17 protein-coding genes, 1 rRNA gene and 1 pseudogene are annotated in these 19386 nt (G+C 60.1%); 10 read left to right on the forward strand and 9 right to left on the reverse strand.

Annotated features, from left to right (window positions below; translation table 11 throughout):
- Window positions 1-28: 28 nt before the first annotated feature.
- Window positions 29-144 (forward strand): 5S ribosomal RNA (gene rrf, locus ACWKV4_RS09015).
- Window positions 145-325: 181 nt separating this feature from the next.
- Here rrf and queD read toward each other — a convergent pair.
- Window positions 326-682: a 6-carboxytetrahydropterin synthase QueD gene (queD, locus tag ACWKV4_RS09020; protein WP_483831738.1), complete on the reverse strand. Its 357-nt coding sequence runs from the start codon at window positions 680-682 to the stop codon at window positions 326-328.
- A 167-nt stretch (window positions 683-849) separates the two neighbouring features.
- Here queD and ACWKV4_RS09025 point away from each other — a divergent pair, with 167 nt between their 5' ends.
- The 9 genes and pseudogenes from ACWKV4_RS09025 (at window position 850) to ACWKV4_RS09065 (ending at window position 9185) form a co-directional block, all read left to right on the forward strand.
- On the forward strand, window positions 850-1155 hold the full coding sequence (locus ACWKV4_RS09025) for a PepSY domain-containing protein (RefSeq protein WP_483831739.1): 306 nt from the start codon (window positions 850-852) through the stop codon (window positions 1153-1155).
- Entirely contained in the window at window positions 1156-1824 is a 669-nt protein-coding gene (locus ACWKV4_RS09030) for a response regulator transcription factor (protein WP_483831740.1), read from the forward strand.
- Window positions 1821-3134, forward strand: coding sequence for an ATP-binding protein (locus ACWKV4_RS09035; protein WP_483831741.1), 1314 nt, complete (start codon window positions 1821-1823; stop codon window positions 3132-3134). Before ACWKV4_RS09030 ends, ACWKV4_RS09035 begins: the two co-directional genes overlap by 4 nt.
- Before the next feature lie 75 nt (window positions 3135-3209).
- Window positions 3210-4031, forward strand: a pseudogene (locus ACWKV4_RS09040) (cache domain-containing protein); the annotation flags it as partial.
- 102 nt (window positions 4032-4133) lie between these two features.
- Complete coding sequence (locus tag ACWKV4_RS09045) at window positions 4134-4889, forward strand: methyl-accepting chemotaxis protein (RefSeq protein ID WP_483831924.1); 756 nt, start codon at window positions 4134-4136, stop codon at window positions 4887-4889.
- A 93-nt stretch (window positions 4890-4982) separates the two neighbouring features.
- The gene (locus ACWKV4_RS09050) at window positions 4983-6059 is read left to right on the forward strand and encodes an AI-2E family transporter (RefSeq protein WP_483831742.1); all 1077 of its coding nucleotides are present in this window, start codon (window positions 4983-4985) and stop codon (window positions 6057-6059) included.
- A 68-nt stretch (window positions 6060-6127) separates the two neighbouring features.
- Entirely contained in the window at window positions 6128-8020 is a 1893-nt protein-coding gene (gene mrdA / locus ACWKV4_RS09055) for a penicillin-binding protein 2 (protein ID WP_483831743.1), read from the forward strand.
- A 147-nt stretch (window positions 8021-8167) separates the two neighbouring features.
- On the forward strand, window positions 8168-8767 hold the full coding sequence (wrbA, locus tag ACWKV4_RS09060; RefSeq protein ID WP_483831744.1) for an NAD(P)H:quinone oxidoreductase: 600 nt from the start codon (window positions 8168-8170) through the stop codon (window positions 8765-8767).
- 19 nt (window positions 8768-8786) lie between these two features.
- Window positions 8787-9185: a VOC family protein gene (locus tag ACWKV4_RS09065; protein ID WP_483831745.1), complete on the forward strand. Its 399-nt coding sequence runs from the start codon at window positions 8787-8789 to the stop codon at window positions 9183-9185.
- A gap of 103 nt (window positions 9186-9288) precedes the next feature.
- On the opposite strand, the gene nuoN is transcribed toward ACWKV4_RS09065, so the two are convergent.
- The 8 genes from nuoN to nuoG are packed head-to-tail and all read right to left on the reverse strand — an operon-like array spanning window position 9289 to window position 19281.
- On the reverse strand, window positions 9289-10758 hold the full coding sequence (gene nuoN / locus ACWKV4_RS09070; RefSeq protein ID WP_483831746.1) for an NADH-quinone oxidoreductase subunit NuoN: 1470 nt from the start codon (window positions 10756-10758) through the stop codon (window positions 9289-9291).
- A 6-nt stretch (window positions 10759-10764) separates the two neighbouring features.
- Window positions 10765-12297, reverse strand: a complete 1533-nt coding sequence (gene nuoM, locus ACWKV4_RS09075; protein ID WP_483831747.1) for an NADH-quinone oxidoreductase subunit M — start codon at window positions 12295-12297, stop codon at window positions 10765-10767.
- A 40-nt stretch (window positions 12298-12337) separates the two neighbouring features.
- Complete coding sequence (nuoL, locus tag ACWKV4_RS09080; RefSeq protein ID WP_483831748.1) at window positions 12338-14188, reverse strand: NADH-quinone oxidoreductase subunit L; 1851 nt, start codon at window positions 14186-14188, stop codon at window positions 12338-12340.
- Window positions 14185-14493 carry an NADH-quinone oxidoreductase subunit NuoK gene (gene nuoK / locus ACWKV4_RS09085; RefSeq protein ID WP_483831749.1) on the reverse strand — a complete coding sequence of 103 codons (309 nt, stop codon included), beginning with the start codon at window positions 14491-14493 and terminating at the stop codon, window positions 14185-14187. Before nuoK ends, nuoL begins: the two co-directional genes overlap by 4 nt.
- 3 nt (window positions 14494-14496) lie before the next feature.
- Window positions 14497-14997: an NADH-quinone oxidoreductase subunit J gene (nuoJ, locus tag ACWKV4_RS09090; RefSeq protein ID WP_483831750.1), complete on the reverse strand. Its 501-nt coding sequence runs from the start codon at window positions 14995-14997 to the stop codon at window positions 14497-14499.
- A gap of 9 nt (window positions 14998-15006) precedes the next feature.
- Window positions 15007-15555 (reverse strand): NADH-quinone oxidoreductase subunit NuoI, encoded by a 549-nt coding sequence (nuoI, locus tag ACWKV4_RS09095; protein ID WP_483831751.1) that lies wholly within the window; start codon window positions 15553-15555, stop codon window positions 15007-15009.
- A 10-nt stretch (window positions 15556-15565) separates the two neighbouring features.
- Window positions 15566-16567, reverse strand: a complete 1002-nt coding sequence (gene nuoH / locus ACWKV4_RS09100) for an NADH-quinone oxidoreductase subunit NuoH (RefSeq protein WP_483831752.1) — start codon at window positions 16565-16567, stop codon at window positions 15566-15568.
- The gene (gene nuoG / locus ACWKV4_RS09105) at window positions 16564-19281 is read right to left on the reverse strand and encodes an NADH-quinone oxidoreductase subunit NuoG (RefSeq protein ID WP_483831753.1); all 2718 of its coding nucleotides are present in this window, start codon (window positions 19279-19281) and stop codon (window positions 16564-16566) included. The genes nuoH and nuoG overlap by 4 nt, the downstream gene beginning before the upstream one ends.
- Window positions 19282-19386: the final 105 nt, after the last annotated feature.

A 19386-nucleotide genomic window follows, 5' to 3' on the forward strand; every position in this document is an offset into this window, starting at 1 on the left:
TGTGTGACACGAGGCGGCTACCGAATTTCTTGACGACCATAGAGCATTGGAACCACCTGATCCCTTCCCGAACTCAGTAGTGAAACGATGCATCGCCGATGGTAGTGTGGGGTTTCCCCATGTGAGAGTAGGTCATCGTCAAGATTCAAACCCCAAAACCCCTGATCGCTCCGCGGTCAGGGGTTTTGTCTGTGTGGCCTGAAAACACTCGAGCCCCTGTGTAGGAGCCAGCGGAGCTGGCGAACATTCGCGAGCTTGCGCTCGCTCCTACAGTAATCCCACTTATGCGGTGAAGATTAAAACGGTGTCCACGAAGCGGTTTCCCTTAGTCTCCTTCGTACTCACACCCACTGGTGCAGGTTTCGTGAATCCTCACCTTGCTTAGCTCTGGCAACAGCGGTTTAAGCGCTCCCCAAATCCACACTGCAAGGTTTTCGCTGGTGGGGTTCTCCAGCCCTGGGATGTCATTCAGGTAATTGTGGTCCAGGCGCTCATAGATCGGCTTGAAGATGGCTTTGATCTCTGAAAAATCACGTATCCAGCCCGTATGAGGATCTACTGCTCCGGTCAGGTGCAAACCTACCCTGAAGGAGTGCCCATGAAGCCGCCCACATTTGTGGCCCTCGGGTACGTTCGGCAGTTTATGTGCCGATTCAAACGTAAACTCTTTGAAAATTTCCACGCTGCAAATACTCATTCATAAGGCAAAGAGGAATGTTACCAGCATCGTTATTGTCAGGCGCGCCTGAAGGCTTCAGGTTCACTTAAGGGCATGTCGTTAACATGCCAGGCAAATGGCATATGCCCGCTATACCACTGGCAAAGGCCCACACCGACGGAGGTGCCTCAATGATTACGGTGCGTGCTTTGTGCCTGCTCCTAGCGATGTTCACTGTCGACCTTAGCAGTGCCCATGACCTCACCCAGGACGAAGCCCTTCGCCTGCGTCAACAAGGTGTGATTTTGCCGCTGGAGCAACTGACTGCCAAGGCCCTGGCGCGCTATGAGGCAGCGCAGTTTCTAGAGGCGGAGCTGGAACGCGAAGACAACCGTTATGTCTACGAAATCGAAATCTTGCTGCCAAGCGGGCAGGTGCGTGAATTAGAGTTCGACGCGGCTACAGGCGACCTGCTGGAAGACAAGGAAGACGATTGAATGCGTTTGTTATTGGTTGAAGACTCAGTTCCGCTGGCAGATGAATTGATGACGTTGCTGGCTACCCACAGCTATGCGGTGGACTGGCGCAGCGACGGTCGCGATGGGTTGACCCAAGGGCAGATCGAACCTTACGACTGCTTTATCCTGGACCTGGGTCTACCAGGCCTACCTGGCCTAGAGGTATTGGCACAATGGCGCGCGTCCGGGGTGAACACACCCGTATTGGTGCTTACGGCCCGTGGCTCTTGGGCAGAGCGTATCGAAGGGCTCAAGGCTGGCGCGGACGACTACCTGAGCAAACCGTTCCACCCTGAAGAACTGGTACTGCGTATCCAGTCACTGCTGCGCCGGTCCAAAGGGCTACCTAATCAACCGCATTTGCAAGCCGGCGGGCTGACATTGGATGAAGCTACGCAAACGGTCCAGAACGATGGGCAGTCCATTGCCCTGACCGCCGTGGAGTTTCGCCTGTTGCGCTACTTTATGCTGCATCCAGGCCAGATTCTGTCCAAAGGGCACCTGGCGGACCACGTGTACGATGGTGAAACCGAGCGAGACTCCAATGTACTGGAAGTGCACGTTAACCATTTGAGAAGAAAACTGGGCAAAACGGTAATTGAAACACGGCGCGGGCAGGGTTACTGCTTTGGCGTAACAGCCGCGTGAAGTCTCTACAGGCACGGTTGAGCGTAGGCCTGCTCAGTGTTCTCTTACTAGGGGGGCTGGCATTTGCTCAGGCAGGCCTATGGCTGTTTGAAAGCGGCGTAAAGCGTTACCTGGAGAGCAATCTGCGCAGTCAAAGCGAGACTCTACTACTGGCGCTGGCCCGTACGCCTACCGGCATCGAACTGCTCCCTGATCGCGTACTGCCCGCTTACGACCGCGCATTTTCAGGGTACTACTATCAAATTGATCTGCCTGAACGCCACCTACGTTCGCGCTCTTTATGGGATGTAGAGCTTCCCTCGCTGGCCACCCCTGGAAGGGCAGAGGTACAGGCGACCGGCCTGGATGGGCAAGAAGTCATCCTGTTGCGCGCCGACTACCGCCGGTTGGGTAACGTAATATCCATCACCGTCGCCCAAGACTACACTCCCATTCACCAAAGCTTTGCCAGGCTTCGCCGGTGGGGGTTGGCTTTTGGGGCACTCTTGCTGTTGGCAGTGCTTGCGCTGCAGCGGTTGATCGTCACCCGTGCCTTGCGCCCCTTGGAGGCCGCTCGGGTGCAGCTGACACAGCTTCAGCAAGGCAAGCGAGAGCAACTGCAACTAGAAGTGCCTTTGGAGCTTGAGCCGCTGATTACGCAGATCAATCATCTGCAGGCCCATACCGAAGACAGCCTGAAAAAGGCACGTACTGCGCTGGGTAACCTGGGGCACGCCTTGAAAACCCCTTTGGCAGTGCTCTTCAGCCAGGTCAAAGGCCCGCGCCTGGAAGGTAACCCAGCGTTACGCGCCGCGCTGCTGGAGCAACTGGGTCAGATACAGGCCAGGCTTGATAAAGAACTGGCACGGGCACGCTTGGCGGGCGACGCCATGACCGGTACCCGCTTCAACTGCGCAAGTGAAGTGCCTAACTTGCTGGCGACCCTGACCACCCTCCATGGCACGCACCTTGAGCTCGATGCGCACTGCCCTCCAGGTTTGGTATTGCCTTGGGACCGGGAGGACATGCTCGAGCTGCTGGGCAACCTGTTGGATAACGCTTGCAAGTGGGCTGATAGCCACGTGCGCTTGAGCATCGGCACGTCTGACGCGGGCTACCAGATAGAGGTGGAAGATGATGGTCCAGGTATCCCGATGCAGGCCCGACAGCAAGTATTTACTCGGGGGGAGCGGCTGGACGAGCAGACTCAAGGGCATGGGCTAGGCTTGGGAATAGTGCGAGATATCATCGAGGCCTGTCACGGGACCATGGCCCTGGCCGATAGCCCGCTGGGAGGATTGCGGATCAGCATCGCACTCCCTCGCCGCTGATGTCAGCCCGTCGCTCAACTTCACGGCAAGAAGGCCGATAACCGGGCATTACTTTTCTGCCAATGAGAATTTTCTATGCGCCTTAGCTTGAAGAGCAAGGTCCTATCCCTCGCCATCGTGCCTGTAGTGCTATTTGCGCTGGTCATCAGCCTCTTCTCCCTGTGGCTGCTGCATCAGCAGGCAGATCAGGAGATCCGGGATACCCGCGAACGCTTCATGTCTGCCGCCAAGGCCTCCTTACAGGATTACGTGGCGGTGGCCCTGGGTACGGTGAAGCCGATCTACGACGCCGCTGGCGCCGACGATGACGTTGCACGCGCGCAAGTGATTAAAATGCTGTCCCAAGTCACCTATGGCAAGGACGGCTATTTCTTCGGCTATGACTCCAAAGCGGTGCGGCTATTTAAAGGCAATAGCAGCGAAGGCGTAGGTAAAAGCTTTATCGATGCGCGGGACCCTAATGGCGTATACGTGAACCGGGACTTGGTAAGCGTGGGCAAAGATGGCACCCACTACGTCAGCTACTCCTCCAGCCTGCCAGGTACGCAAACACTGGTGCCTAAGCTTGCGTACACCGAATACCTACCGAAATGGGACATGGTCATAGGCACTGCGGTCAACCTCGACGGTATCGATGCTCAGTTGGCCCAAGTACGCGAGGCGGTTCATGCACGTACTGTAGACATGCTTACCAGCATCATTGGCATCGCCACTGCCGTGCTGGTGGTGATCGCATTGCTGGGCTGGGCGCTGGCACGCAATATCGTGCGGCCGCTAGAGTTGATGAAGCACAGCCTGGACGACATCGCCGCTGGTGAAGGCGACCTGACCCGTCGCCTGCCGGTGACCAGCCAGGACGAACTGGGTCAACTGGCCGGTTCCTTTAACCGCTTTGCCGATAAGATCCACGGGCTGGTTCGGCAGATCGCCAATATGACGGGCGAGCTGACCGGGTTGGTCAGTGAAGTGGCTGACCAGGCCCAGCGTTCCGAGCAGGCCATGGAACGTCAACGCCAGGAAACCGACCAGGTAGCCACGGCGGTCAACGAAATGTCTGGCGCCGCTCAAGAAGTGGCCCGTAGTGCCCAAGGCGCCGCCACCGCGGCTCAAGAAACGGACGAAGAAGGCAGGCAGGCTAAACAGGTGGTCGACGGCAGCGTGGCGCAGATCCACTCGCTGGTGGCCGATATTCGCCTGAGCGGCAACTCCCTGGATACACTGCAAAATGATGTGCGCGCTATCGTCGGTGTGCTGGGTGTGATTCGCTCCATCGCCGAACAAACCAACCTATTGGCGCTTAACGCCGCTATTGAAGCCGCGCGAGCCGGTGAAGCGGGTCGGGGCTTTGCGGTAGTCGCCGATGAGGTACGCGCGCTGGCCAGCCGTACCCAGCAGAGCACCCAGGAAATCCAGGGTATGATTGCTCGCTTGGAAAACGGCACCCGCGATGCTGTGGAAGCCATGCGCCGCTCCAGCGAGGCAGGCGAGGGTACTAGCGTACGGGCCAACGAAGCCGGCCGTTCCCTAGACGCCATTGGCCAGTTGATCGAGACTATTCGTAACATGAACGCCCAGATCGCCACCGCCGCCGAGGAACAAACCGCTGTGGTGGAAGAGATCAACCGTAGCGTGCACCACATTGCCAGTGCCGTGGATCAAGTGGCCGATGAAACCCGTCATGGCGCCGAGACCTCCCGCAAGCTCGCGGCACTGGGGCAAGGCCTGGGGCGGCTGGTGGCACAATTCAAAATCTGACCAATCGCTCAGGGCACTTTAGCGCCTCGCTGTCGGACTAAGCATCAGGCACCCCACCAGGGGTGTCGAAGGCCTAGCTGACATGGAATGCGCATGAACGAAAATAACCTCCATTACAAGTGCCTTCTGGTGTTACTTGTATTGGTAACAGTGGCATTTATCTGGATTCTTTTGCCGTATTACGGTGCTGTGTTCTGGGCGGTGATCCTGAGCATTCTGTTTACCCCGCTGCAACGCAAGATGATCCAGCGCTACAAGTGGTCCCGCAATACCACCTCGGTGGTCACCCTGTCCATCTGCATTCTGGTGGCTGTGCTGCCGGTGATTATCATCAGTGGGCTGCTGGTGCAGGAAGGCACGACTGTCTATAAAAACATTCAAAGCGGGCAGTTGGATGTGGCGGCCTATGCCAGCCACTTCAAGCACGCCTTGCCCGACCCCCTGCAACACCTGCTCGACCGCCTGGGCATGGGTAACCTGGATGGGCTGCGGGAGAAGGTGACAGCACGCGCCATGCAGGGTAGCGAGGCCTTGACGTCTCAAGCGTTCAGCTTTGGCCAGGGTACCCTGGACTTTATTGTCAGCTTTGGCGTGATGCTCTACCTGGTGTTCTTCTTTTTGCGTGACGGGCCGGAACTGGTGCGTAAAATGCGCATGGCCGTGCCTTTGGCCGAGCAACAAAAGCGCCGCTTGCAGTTAAAGTTCACCCGTGTGGTACGAGCAACGGTGAAGGGCAATATGCTGGTAGCCATTTCCCAAGGTGCGTTGGGCGGCTTCATCTTTTGGGCACTGGATATCCCCAGCGCGCTGCTTTGGGCCGTGTTGATGGCATTTCTTTCATTATTGCCCGCGGTAGGGGCCGGGGTAGTATGGGCGCCGGTGGCGGCGTACTTCTTCCTCGATGACCAGATGTGGCGTGGCGTGATACTTACCCTGTTCGGCATTTTCGTGATCGGGCTGGTAGACAACGTGTTGCGGCCCATCCTGGTAGGCAAGGACACCAAATTGCCGGACTACTTGGTGTTGATTTCTACCCTGGGTGGCTTAGCGGTGTTTGGCCTCAACGGTTTCGTCATAGGGCCCTTGGTAGCGGCATTGTTCGTTTCCAGTTGGAGCATCTTTGCCAGTAACCGCCCCACCATACAACTGCCCCCAGACCTACAGCGTTGACCGCGTGATTTACGGATCGAGCGCTTCGCCCCTGGCGGGCGCTTCGATCTGTAGACACGAGCGGTGCCATGCCAGAACCCATTCCTCTTAAAGACCACGATAAGGAACAGGGCCTGGTCAATGGGCGGCTGGTGGCCTGTGCACTCTTAGTGGTGGGGCTGGCGCTGGCATTGGTTGGGCGGCTGTATTTCCTCCAAGTGATTCAGTACGCGTACCACTCCACCATTTCTGAAAACAACCGCGTGCACGTGCTGCCCATTGCACCGGAGCGCGGGCTGATCTACGACCGCAATGGAGTGGTACTGGCTAATAACCGACCCAGTTTCAACCTCACGCTTACCCGCGAGCGCGCCGGGGATACCGCCCAGGTGCTCGATACCTTGGCCCGGCTGTTGCAACTGCCCGAAGAGCAGCGGCACCAGTTCGACAAAGACTTGCGTCGCGCCCGCCACCCCTTTGAGCCTGTAACCCTGATGTATGAGCTGAGCGAGGAGCAGATCGCCCTGATCGCGGTGAACCAGTTCTTGCTGCCGGGGTTGGACGTAGAGGCACAATTTGTTCGTGAATACCCCCTGGGCGAGCAGTTCGCCCATTCACTGGGCTATGTAGGGCGGATCAACGAAAGCGAAGCCAAGGTGCTGGACCCTATCGAGTACCGCGGTACGCAGTCGGTGGGCAAGACCGGGGTGGAGCGTTTTTATGAAGGTGCCTTGCATGGCCACGTGGGCTTCGAAGAGGTGGAAACCAATGCCCAGGGCCGGGTGATGCGCGTGCTGCGCCATACCGACCCAGTAGCAGGCAAGAACATTACGCTTACCCTGGATGCCAACCTGCAGCAGGCGGCAGAAAAAGCCCTGGCCGGCCGGCGGGGCGCGATCGTGGCCTTGGACCCGCAAACCGGGGAAGTGCTGGCCATGGTCAGTGAGCCGAGCTTTGACCCGAATCTGTTCGTGACTGGCATCAGCTACAAGGAATACACAGCCCTGCGTGACTCCATCGACCGGCCGCTATTTAATCGGGTGCTGCGCGGGCTCTACGCACCTGGCTCCACCATCAAGCCAGAAGTTGCCGTAGCGGGCTTGGACAGCGGGGTTATCACTGGCGGCACGCGGGTGTTCGACCCTGGCTACTATGAGCTGCCCAACTATGATCATAAATACCGTAACTGGAACCGCAGTGGCGACGGCTGGGTAGACCTGTACGCGGCCATCATGCGCTCCAACGATACCTACTTCTACGAAACCGCTCACCGCCTGGGCATTGACCGCTTGCACGATTACCTGAGCCGTTTCGGCATCGGCCAAAAAGTGTCTTTGGACATGTTCGAAGAGGCCCCAGGGCTGATGCCCTCAGAGCAATGGAAGCGGGCAACCCGTCGCCAGCCCTGGTTCCCAGGGGAAACCCTGATTCTTGGTATCGGCCAGGGTTATATGCAGGTCACCCCGCTGCAACTGGCGCAGGCCACTTCGCTGATTGCCAGCAAAGGCGTATGGCACCGGCCGCGCCTGGCCGAATCCGTGGGCGGGCAGCCGCCAGTGGACACCAACCCCATGCCGAACATCGTATTGCGCGATGCCGGGGAGTGGGAGCAAGTCAACCGTGGAATGCAGGCTGTGATGCACGACGCCCGGGGCATCGCTCGACAGTCCGCCGCTGGCGCGCAGTACCGCATCGCGGGCAAAAGCGGTACCGCTCAGGTGGTCGCCATTCGCCAGGGTGAGCGCTACAACCGCGCAAAGACCCTGGAGCGAAATCGAGATAACGCGTTGTTCGTGGGCTTTGCTCCAGCGGAAAACCCGAAGATCGTGGTGGCGGTGATGATCGAGAATGGGGAGGCCGGTGGCAGGGTCGCCGGCCCGGTGGTGCGAGAGGTCCTCGATGCCTGGCTGCTGGACCCGGATGGGCATCTTAAACCCCAATACGCCAGCCCGTCGGCTTCGCCAAAGGCCCCGGCAACCTGAGGCTGCCCAGGCATTGGCTACACTGGTAAAAGGTTACATCTGGCGGATCGATGAAACCGTTCGAATCCCCGCGTTATCTTCGTGCTTCAAGGTATGCGAACTTCATGGGCTCGCGCCCTTCTGGCGTGACCTTTCAAGGAGCGTTCTATGGCTAAAGTTCTTGTTCTCTATTACTCCTCCTACGGGCATATCGAAACCATGGCTGATGCGGTCGCCGAAGGCGCGCGCGCCGCCGGTGCCACTGTGGATGTTAAACGTGTGCCGGAAACCGCCCCTCTAGAAGTAGCGCAGGCCGCGCATTTCAAGCTCGATCAGGCCGCGCCTGTTGCCACCGTGCAAGACCTGGCCGAATACGACGCCATCATCCTGGGCAGCCCGACTCGTTTCGGCAGGGTAAGCAGCCAAATGGCCGCCTTCCTGGACCAAGCCGGTGGCCTGTGGGCCAAGGGCGTGCTCAACGGCAAGGTAGGCGCGGCTTTCACGTCCACCGCCTCCCAGCACGGCGGCCAGGAAACCACGCTGTTCTCTTTGATCACCAACCTGCTGCACTTTGGGATGGTCATCGTGGGCCTGCCCTACAGCCACCAAGGCATGATGAGCATGGACGAGATCGTCGGCGGCACGCCTTACGGCGCCAGTACCCTGGCCGGCGGTGACGGCTCTCGTCAACCTAGTGAAATCGACCTGGCAGGCGCCCGTCACCAAGGCGAGCTGGTGGCCAAAACCGCGGCTAAGCTGTTTAGCTGATCGAAGCCGAGGGGGCCTTATGTATTCGCATATCATCGTAGGCGCGCGGGACCTGGCCGTTATGGCCGGGTTCTATGAAAAGGTACTGGCCGAACTGGGCTTGGAGCTGATGCCCGACGAGAATGATGGCGGGCCTCCCGGCAAAGGCTGGCAACGCCCAGGGCAGCGTTGGCCGCAGTTCTTCGTGCAGGCGCCATTCAACGGCGAGCCTGCGGCGCCTGGCAATGGCAATCAGGTCAGCTTTGCCTGTGCATCCAACGAGCAGGTGGATGCCGCTTGGGCCATTGCCATGGCCAATGGAGGTAGCGACGAGGGTAGGCCAGGCATACGTGCCCACTACGCGCCGGATTACTACGGTGCCTACTGCCGGGACCCAGAGGGCAATAAGCTGTGTTTCGTCCACGCGCAAGGGATGTAGGCTAAAACCGCTTATAGCTGTGCATGGTCTGCCAAACTATCGGCAATAAAAAACCCCCGCTTGGCAATGCGCCAAGCGGGGGTTTTTTATTAGCGGTGGGCCATTAGCCCATCAGTTGCAGCCCCGCGTGTTGCACCAAGTCTATCAGTGGCTGCGGGTATACCCCAAGCACGAAAGCCAGGATGGCGATGGCCAGCAGCATCACGCCACCAGTACGCTGCTCCCAGTTCAACGGCGCGTCCTGGCGAGGAATGCTCGATTCCATCAGGTAAAGGGTAACCATCACCCGCAGGTAGTAGAACAGGCCAATGGCGCTGCCCAATACCAAGGCACCGACCAGCCACCACAGCCCAGATTCCACGCCAGCGGCCATGATGTAGAACTTGCCGATAAAGCCTGCGGTAAGCGGAATCCCGGCCAAGGACAGCATCATCACCGTCAGTACGGCCGTAAGGTATGGCCTGCGCCAGAATAGCCCACGGTATTCGAACATCGCATCGGCGTCGCGGCCTTTGAAAGGCGAGGACATCAAGGTGATAACGCCAAAGGCACCCAGGCTGGTGATCACGTAGGTCGCGAGGTAAACACCGATGGCTTCTACCGCCAGGCCCTTGCTGGCCACCAGGGCGATTAGCAGGTAACCAAAGTGGGCAATGGACGAATACCCCAGCAAGCGCTTGAGGTTGGTCTGGTTCAACGCCAGTAGGTTACCTACCAAGATGGACGCGACGGCAATCACGCTCAGAACAGTGTTCAATGCGCCGCTGCTAGCCACTGGTGAAAGCTGGAACAAGCGCACGATCACCGCAAACACCGCCACCTTGCTTGCAGTGGCCAGGAACGCCGCTACCGGTGCCGGGGCGCCTTCGTATACGTCTGGGGTCCAGAGGTGGAAGGGCACCAGGGACAGTTTGAACGCCAGGCCTACCAACATCATGCCCAAGCCCAATTGCGCCAGCTGGCTCGGCATGCCAGTGGCCGCCAAGGCCGCGCCGATGCCACTGAAACTCAGGGTACCAGCGTCGGCGTACAGCAAGGCCATGCCGAACAGCAAGAAGGCAGAGCCAGCGGCTGACAGCACCATGTACTTGATACCGGCTTCCAACGACCGTTTGTTGAAGTAGGCATAAGCCACCAGCCCGTAGACCGGTACGGATAGCAGCTCCAGGCCGATGAACAGTGCGGCCAGTTGCTGTGCGCACACCAATACCATGCCGCCCGCCGCTGCCAACAGGATCAACAGGTACAGCTCTTCACGGTTGCCTGGGTAGCCGGAGCCAGCATCCCCCAGGTAGGCATGGGCCAGGGTCACGCAGGCCAGGGTGGCAATCAGGATCAGCGCCATGTACAGGCAGGCAAAGTTGTCCACCTGCAACAGGCTGGTCACGCTTAAGGGGGTGATCTTGAGCACCGGCAGGATTGACAGCAACGCCAGGTTCAAACCCGCGCAGGACAACAAAAAGGTTTGGGAGTGATTACGGCGCCAAGCGATGGCCAGCATCACCACCACGATGGTGACGCTGGTAATCAGCAACGGCGCCAATGCCAGAAAGTGTGTAGAGGTCAGTTCCATTGCAGGTTACCGGGCCGATGCAAGTTGAGAGAAAGCCGAGCCTAACCAGCTTTGAACGCCAGCCATGGTAGCGGCCGAGGTGTCCAAAATCGGTTGGGGATACACGCCCAGCAATACCAGCAGTACGCCCAGCAGCAGAATCATCGCAAGCTCGCGGCCGTCCATGCCATGCAGCACGGCATCGGATTTGGCCGGGCCAAAGTAGGCGCGGTGGATCATGATCAGCGAGTACACCGAACCTACTACCAACCCGAAGGTGGCAATGCTGGTGACCCAAGGCGCGGAAGCGAAGCTGCCCAGCAGGATCAGAAACTCACCCACGAAGTTACCCGTACCTGGCAAGCCTAGAGACGCGGCGGCAAAGAACAGGCTAATCGCCGGCAGGTAAGCGATGCGCGACCATAGGCCACCCATTTCGCGCATGTCCCGAGTATGCAGGCGTTCGTACAACTGGCCGCTCAGGATGAACAGCGCGGCCGCCGACAAACCGTGAGCCACCATTTGCACCACGGCGCCTTGTAGGGCCTGCAGGCTGCCGGAGTAAATGCCGATCAACACGAAGCCCATGTGGGACACGCTCGAATAGGCGATCAGGCGCTTGATGTCAGTCTGTGCGAACGCCAGGAAGGCACCGTAGAAGATCCCGACCAACCCAAGGCCCATGGCGATGGGTGCAAACTCGGCCGAAGCATTGGGGAACAGCGGCAAGGCGAAGCGCAGCAGCCCATAGGCAGCGGTTTTCAGCAGGATACCGGCCAGGTCCACGGAACCTGCGGTAGGCGCCTGTGCGTGGGCATCTGGCAGCCAGGAGTGTACCGGCACTACAGGAAGCTTCACGGCGAAAGCCACGAAGAAGCCCAGCATCAGCAGGTACTCGGTACCGGCAGGCAGGTTGGCCTTGAGCAGGTCGCTATAGTTGAAGGTAATGACCCCGGTCGCATTGAAGTTCACCAGCACCAGGCCAAGGATGGCCACCAGCATGATCAGGCCGCTGGCTTGGGTGAAGATAAAGAACTTGGTCGCGGCGTAGATACGGGTCCGTTTGCCGTCTGCCGAGCTGTGACCCCAGAGTGCGATGAGGAAGTACATCGGCACCAGCATCATTTCCCAGAAGAAGAAGAACAGGAACAGGTCCAGCGCCAGGAACACGCCGATCACCCCGCCCAGAATCCACATCAGGTTCAGGTGGAAGAAGCCCACATGGCGCTGGATTTCTTTCCACGAGCACAGCACCGAGAGTACGCCCAACAGGCCGGTGAGCAGGATCATCAGCAAGGACAGGCCATCGAGCGCCAAATGCACGCTGATGCCGAAGCGCTGAATCCAGGCCAGCTTGAATTCAACAGCCCAAACCGGGTCCGCGCCTGGGGCCGGTGCCAGTGAGTAATCGCCCTGGGACCAGAGCCAAAGCCCCAGTGCCAATTCCAGGGACATGGTCAGCAATGCGATCCAGCGGGGAAGGGTGGCGCTTGAGCGCTCAGCCATCCAGCACAGAAGGCCGCCGATGAAGGGAATCAGGATCAGCCAAGGCAGAATCATGACGGGTTCGTTTCCTTTCGCAAATTCGCAAGGTTCATGATCAGGCAGCCATTATCACAGCGCCCAGCACCAGTACGGCGCCGAAAGCAATGGATGCGGCATACCAGCGCAGCTGGCCGTTCTCGGTCCGGCTCATGACGGTGTTGCCGCCTTTCACCAGCCGAGGCACCAGGCCGATGCCGCGATCCATCGGATCCTTGCGCAGCATATGGCTGATCCACAGATAAGGTTTGACGAAGAGCTTGTCATAGATCCAGTCAAAGCCCCAGGCCGCATACCACCAGGCCGACAGCAACCGCCCTGGGCCACTGTTGGCGATCGCGGTCGCGACCCGACGCTTGCCCAGGAACAACAGCGCCGACAGCAAAATGCCCGCCAAGGCGATGGCGCTGGAGGCGATTTCCAGGCTGTGCTTGGCTTCGCCACCCGCATGGCCCGCGCTTTCTGGCAGTACACCAGCCAGCGGTGGATGAATCCAGGCGCCGATGAAGGTGGACAGCACCAGCAGCACACCCAAGGGCAGCCAATGGGCAATGCCGTGGCCTGCATGAGCTTCGGTCTTGGCTTCGCCGTGGAAGGCAATGAAGATCAAGCGGAAGGTGTACAGCGAGGTCATGAAGGCCCCTGCCAGGCCTGCGTACAGCAAGCCGGTATGACCACTGGCGAAGGCTTCCCAGAGGATCTCATCCTTGGAGTAGAAGCCGGCGGTGAGAATCGGCAAGGCTGACAGCGCCGCGCCGCCCACGATGAAGCTGGCATAGGCCAGCGGTAGCTTCTTCCACAAACCGCCCATCTTGAAGATGTTCTGTTCGTGATGGCAGGCCACGATCACTGCCCCCGATGCCAGGAACAGCAGCGCCTTGAAGAAGGCGTGAGTCATCAGGTGGAAGATCGCGCCGTCCCACGCGCCCACGCCCAGGGCCAGAAACATATAGCCGATCTGGCTCATGGTGGAGTAGGCCAGAATGCGCTTGATGTCTGTTTGCACCAGGGCCGCGAAGCCTGCCAGCACCAGGGTCACGCCACCGACGATGCCCACCAGGTGCAGGATGTCCGGCGCCAGGGTGAACAGGCCGTGGGTACGGGCAATCAGGTAAACGCCCGCGGTCACCATGGTAGCGGCGTGGATCAATGCCGATACCGGAGTGGGGCCGGCCATGGCGTCAGCCAGCCAGGTTTGCAACGGCAACTGGGCCGATTTACCCACCGCGCCACCGAGCAGCATCAGGGTCGCCAGCACAATCCAGAAATCACCTACCTTGAAATGCTCCGGCGCGCGTACCAGCAACTCTTGCACGTTCAACGTGCCCAGTTGGTGGAACAGGATGAACATGCCAATGGCCATGAACACGTCACCGATACGGGTAACGATAAAGGCCTTGAGTGCGGCGTTACCGTTGTTGCGATTGCCGTAGTAGAAGCCGATCAGCAGGTAGCTGCACAGCCCCACGCCTTCCCAACCAAAGTAAATGAACAGCAGGTTGTCACCCAGGATCAGGAACAACATGCTGGCAATAAACAGGTTGGTGTAGGAGAAGAAGCGCGAGTAGCCCTCTTCACCCCGCATGTACCAACTGGCGAACAGGTGAATCAAGAAGCCCACACCCACGACCACACCCAACATGGTGACCGACAGGCCGTCCAGGTACAGGGTGAAGCTTGGGGTAAAGCCATCCACTGACATCCAGGTCCAGAGTACCTGGGTGAACACCCCACCCGCGGGCGGCGCGACGTTGAACTGCCAGATGGCGAAGGCCGCCACCAGGGCCGCCAGCCCGATGGAGCCCACACCGATCAGCGCCGAGGTATTCTCTGAAAGGCGGCCCCGCGAGAACGACAGCAGAAAGTACCCCAATAGGGGAAAGACGAAAGTCAGAAAGAGTAGGTTCATCCGCGCATCTCACTGGCAGCGTCGATATCGAGCGTATGGAAGCGGCGATACAACTGGATCAGAATCGCCAGGCCAATGCTGGCCTCCGCGGCAGCCAGGGTGATCACCAGAATGAACATGATCTGCCCATCCGGTTGCGCCCAACGGCTGCCGGCCACCACGAACGCCAAGGCCGAGGCGTTCATCATGATTTCCAGGCTCATCAGCACGAAAAGAATGTTGCGGCGAACCAACAGGCCCACCAGGCCGAGCACGAACAGCACGCCCGCGACGGCCAAGCCGTGTTCTAGAGGAATGGCAGGCATGGGTTACTCCTTCGCCTCGTTGCGGCCAATATGGAAGGCCGTGATGGCCGCTGCCAGCAACAGCATCGACGCCAGCTCCACCGCCAGCAGGTACGGGCCGAACAGGCTGATACCCACGGCCTTGGGGCCGATGCTGGTGTGGCCGACAGGAATGTCGCCAGGGCCAGAGAACAGCACGTACATCAGCTCCAGCAGCAGCAGGGCGGCGAGCAACATGGGGCCAGCCCAAATGCCCGGCTTGAACCATTCCCGCTCCTGATGGGACGACTCGGTGCCCAGGTTGAGCATCATCACCACGAACACGAACAGCACCATAATGGCACCGGCGTAGGCGATGACCTCCAGAATGCCCGCGAAGGGCGCTCCCAGGGCGAAGAAGGTCATGGCCACGGCGATCAACGAGATGATCAGGTACAGCAGGGCATGGACCGGGTTGGTGCCGGTGATAACCCGGAGGGTTGCCAGCACCGCGACGCCAGAGGCGAAATAGAACGCGAATTCCATTGTTGTTCCTTAGGGCAGCAGGCTCTTCACGTTGATCGGCTCGGCTTCGTTCTGCGCGGCGCCCTTGGGCTTGCCGGCGACCGCCATGCCTGCAACGCGATAGAAGTTGTAGTCCGGGTTCTTGCCGGGGCCCGAGATCAGCAGGTCATGCTTCTCGTACACCAGGTCCTGACGCTTGTAGTCCGCCATCTCGAAATCCGGCGTGAGCTGGATCGCCGTAGTGGGGCAGGCTTCCTCGCACAGGCCGCAGAAGATGCAACGCGAGAAGTTGATCCGGAAGAACTCCGGGTACCAGCGACCGTCGTCGGTTTCAGCTTTTTGCAAGGAGATGCAGCCCACTGGGCAAGCGACCGCGCACAGGTTGCAGGCCACGCAGCGCTCTTCGCCGTCAGGGTCCCGGGTGAGTACGATGCGGCCGCGGAAGCGCGGCGTCAGGTACACCGGCTCTTCCGGGTACTGGAGGGTGTCACGCTTGCGGAAGCCATGACCGAACACCATGATCAGGCTGCGCAACTGGGTATAGGTGCCATGGGCGATATGGCCGATATATTTGAACATCACGCGTTCCTCAAGCACCCGCCGGCGTGTTCAACAACACGATGGCGGCGGTTACCAGCAAATTGATCAGGGTCAGCGGGAGGCAGAACTTCCAGCTGAAGTCCATCACCTGGTCATAACGCGGCCGTGGGATCGAGGCCCGCAGCAAGATGAACAGCATGATGAAGAAGGCGGTCTTGAGGGCGAACCACAGGAACGGTACTTGCGGCAAGATATCGAACGGGCCATGCCAGCCGCCAAAGAACAGGGTCACCAGCAGCGCGGAAATCAGCACAATGCCGATGTACTCGCCCACGAAGAACATGCCCCATTTCATGCCGGCATACTCGATGTGGTAACCGTCGGCCAGTTCCTGTTCCGCTTCGGGCTGGTCGAAGGGATGACGATGGGTCACCGCTACGCCGGCGATAAAGAAGGTACAGAAGCCGAAGAACTGCGGAATGATGAACCACAGGTGCTGGGCCTGGTACTCAACAATATCGCGCATGTTGAACGAGCCGGCCTGCACGATGATGCCCATCAGCGCCAGGCCCATGAACACCTCGTAAGACACGGTCTGGGCAGACGCCCGCAGGCTACCGAGCAACGCGTACTTGTTGTTGCTGGACCAGCCGGCGAATAGCACCGCGTACACCGACAACCCCGCCATGGCGAAGAAGAACAGCACGCCGATGTTCAGATCCGCCACACCCCAGGTAGGGGTGATCGGGATGACCGAGAAGGCGATCAGCAGGGCGCTCATGGCCACCACCGGCGCCAGGGTAAAGATCACCCGGTCCACGAAAGGTGGGTTCCAGTCTTCCTTGAAGAACATCTTCAGCATGTCGGCTGCGATCTGGAACATGCCGAACGGGCCCACGCGGTTGGGGCCGTACCGGTCCTGCCACCAACCCAGCAGACGCCGCTCGACGAAACTGAGTAGCGCGCCGCACACCACCACGGCCAGCAGGATGACGATGGACTTGACCACCGACACGATCACGTCGATCACTTCAGGGGTGAACCAAGTCATAGCGCGGCCTCCTGCAAGCGTTCCACGGCCTGCCCACCAAAGGCTGGAGGAATGCCCGCCAGCCCCTTGGGCAGTGCCACCAGGCCAGCGGCCAGTTGTTCATCGACCCGTAACGGCAAGCGCAGCTCAACGCCGCCAAGGCTTACGCTCAGTAGCGCGCCATCGTTGACGCCCAGGCGGTCAGCCTCGGCTTTGGCCAAGGCCACATAAGGCGCGGGGATGCGAGTGTGTACCGGTGCGGCCTTGGACGAGGTTTCTTCACTACCGAACAGGTGGTAGTAGGGCACCGCCGTCCAAGTACCCTGGGCCGGGGCGAAGGCCGCGGGGATGCCGGTGAACCAGCCCAAGCTGTCGCCACGGGGCTCGATCAGGCGCACGCCAGGGTCGCCCGCGCGCAAGTGACCGCCTACTTCGTCTTGGAATTTGTTCCACGCTTGGGGTGAGTTCCAGCCTGGGGACCACGCGAATGGCACCTGTTGGCGGGGCTCTTTGCTGCCCGAATAGCCTTCCATGGAGAAGGCGAAGGGGCTGTCCACGTCCTGGCTGGTGCGCGGCTCATGTACGCTGATGTTGGCGCGCATGGAAGTACGCCCTGAATAACGCAGTGGTTCGCGAGCCATTTTCTGACCCTTGATGCGGAAGGCCGCCGAGGGGGCGGCTTCAACGATACCCGTCAGTTGCGCGGTGCTTGCGGCGCAGGCAGCGGTAACCTGGTCCAGTTGGGTCCAGTCCACCTTGCGTTCGAGCAGGGTCGCGCGCAGGGCGTGCAGCCAGCGCCAGCCTTCATGGGTGAAGTTCTGCGGGTCAAGGTAGTGCGGGTCGAACACTTGGAAGAAGCGCTGGGCGCGGCCTTCCTGGCTCACCAGCGTGCCATCGCCTTCGGCGAAGCTGGCCGCCGGCAGAATCAAATCAGCGCGTTCGGTGGTGGCAGTGTGTTGATGGTCGGCGACGATCAATACCTTGGCCGCGGCCAGGGCGGCATCCACCTTGGCTTTCGGCAAACGGGTATACAGGTCGTTTTCCAGCACCACGATAGCGTCGGCGCGGCCTTCGATCACCGCATCCAGCGCGGCATCCAGAGAACCGCCGCCGAGCATGGCCAGGCCCAGGCTGTTGGCCTCGGGCACGATCAGGCTCAGCGAACCGGCCTTGGCGCGCAGGGCCAGGGCCTTGGCGATGTTGGCGGCGGCTTCGATCAGCGCGTTGCAGCCCAGGGACGTGCCGGACACCACCAGTGGCCGCTTGGCCTCGACCAAGGCATCGGCGATGCGCTGCACCAAGCCCTGGGTTTCTTCATCCAGGCCGGTGACCGCAGGGGCGCTGGCGTCGATGGCGTGAGCCACGGCGAAACCCAGGCGAGCCAGGTCTTCAGGGGCGGCGTGCACGCATTCCTCGGCCACGTCGTCCAGGCGAGTGTCGGTCAGGCTGGCGATAAACAGCGGGTACATTTCATGTTGCCCGATGTTCTTCACCGCCGCGTCCAGCCACGGCTGTACCCGCATGGCTTCGGCCATGGCTTCGGCCTTGCCCTTGACCGACTGGCGCAGCGACAAGGCCATGCGCGCGGCGGTCTGGGTCAGGTCTTCACCCAGCACGAACACGGCGTCATGGTCTTCGATGTCACGCAGGGTAGGGATGGGCAGCGGGCTGTTATTGAGTACGTCCAGCGCCAGGCGGATACGGGCCCACTCACCGGCTTCAATACCGGTGTAGTACCACTCGCTGCCTACCAGCTCACGCAGCGCGTAGTTGCTTTCAAGGCTGGCCCGGGGCGAGCCGATGCCCACGATGGTACGGCCACGCAGCAGCTGCGCGGCCTGGTCCAAGGCCGCATCCACGCTCAGCATGGCGCGGTTCTGACCCAGCATCGGGTGCTTGGGGCGGTCCTTGCGGTTCACGTAGCCGTAGCCGAAACGGCCGCGGTCGCAGAGGAAATACTGGTTCACCGAGCCGTTGAAGCGATTCTCGATACGGCGCAGTTCGCCGTAGCGCTCGCCGGGGCTGATGTTGCAGCCGCTGGAGCAGCCATGGCAAATGCTCGGCGCGAACTGCATGTCCCACTTGCGGTTGTAGCGCTCGGAGTGGGTTTTGTCGGTGAACACCCCGGTGGGGCAGACTTCGGTCAGGTTGCCGGAGAACTCGCTCTCCAGCACGCCGTCTTCGACGCGGCCGAAATACACATTGTCGTGGGCGCCGAATACGCCCAGGTCGGTACCGCCGGCGTAGTCCTTGTAGAAGCGCACGCAACGATAGCAGGCGATGCAGCGGTTCATCTCATGGGCAATGAACGGGCCGAGGTCCTGATTCTGGTGGGTACGCTTGGTGAAGCGATAACGGCGCTCGTTGTGGCCGGTCATCACCGTCATGTCTTGCAGGTGGCAATGGCCGCCTTCTTCGCACACCGGGCAGTCATGCGGATGGTTGGTCATCAGCCACTCGACCACGCTGGCGCGGAACAGCTTCGCCTCTTCGTCGTCGATGGAGATCCAGCTGTTGTCGGTCGCCGGGGTCATGCAGGACATGACCAAGCGTCCACGCTTGTCGTTTTCGTCGTTGTACTGCTTTACCGCGCATTGGCGGCAGGCGCCGACGCTGCCCAGCGCCGGGTGCCAGCAGAAATAAGGGATGTCGAGGCCGAGGGACAGACACGCCTGTAGCAGGTTGTCTGCGCCATCGACTTCGAGCGCTTTGCCGTCTACGTGGATAGTGGCCATGGTTCAGAGGTCTTCGTTGGCCCGGTTGCCCGGGCTTGGCTAATGGAAATCTTGTTCTGTGCCTGGTGCCGGAACCCCGAGGCAGGGGCGGGTCGCCGCCCTCGC

The sequence above is a fragment of the Pseudomonas artemisiae genome, from assembly GCF_057128685.1.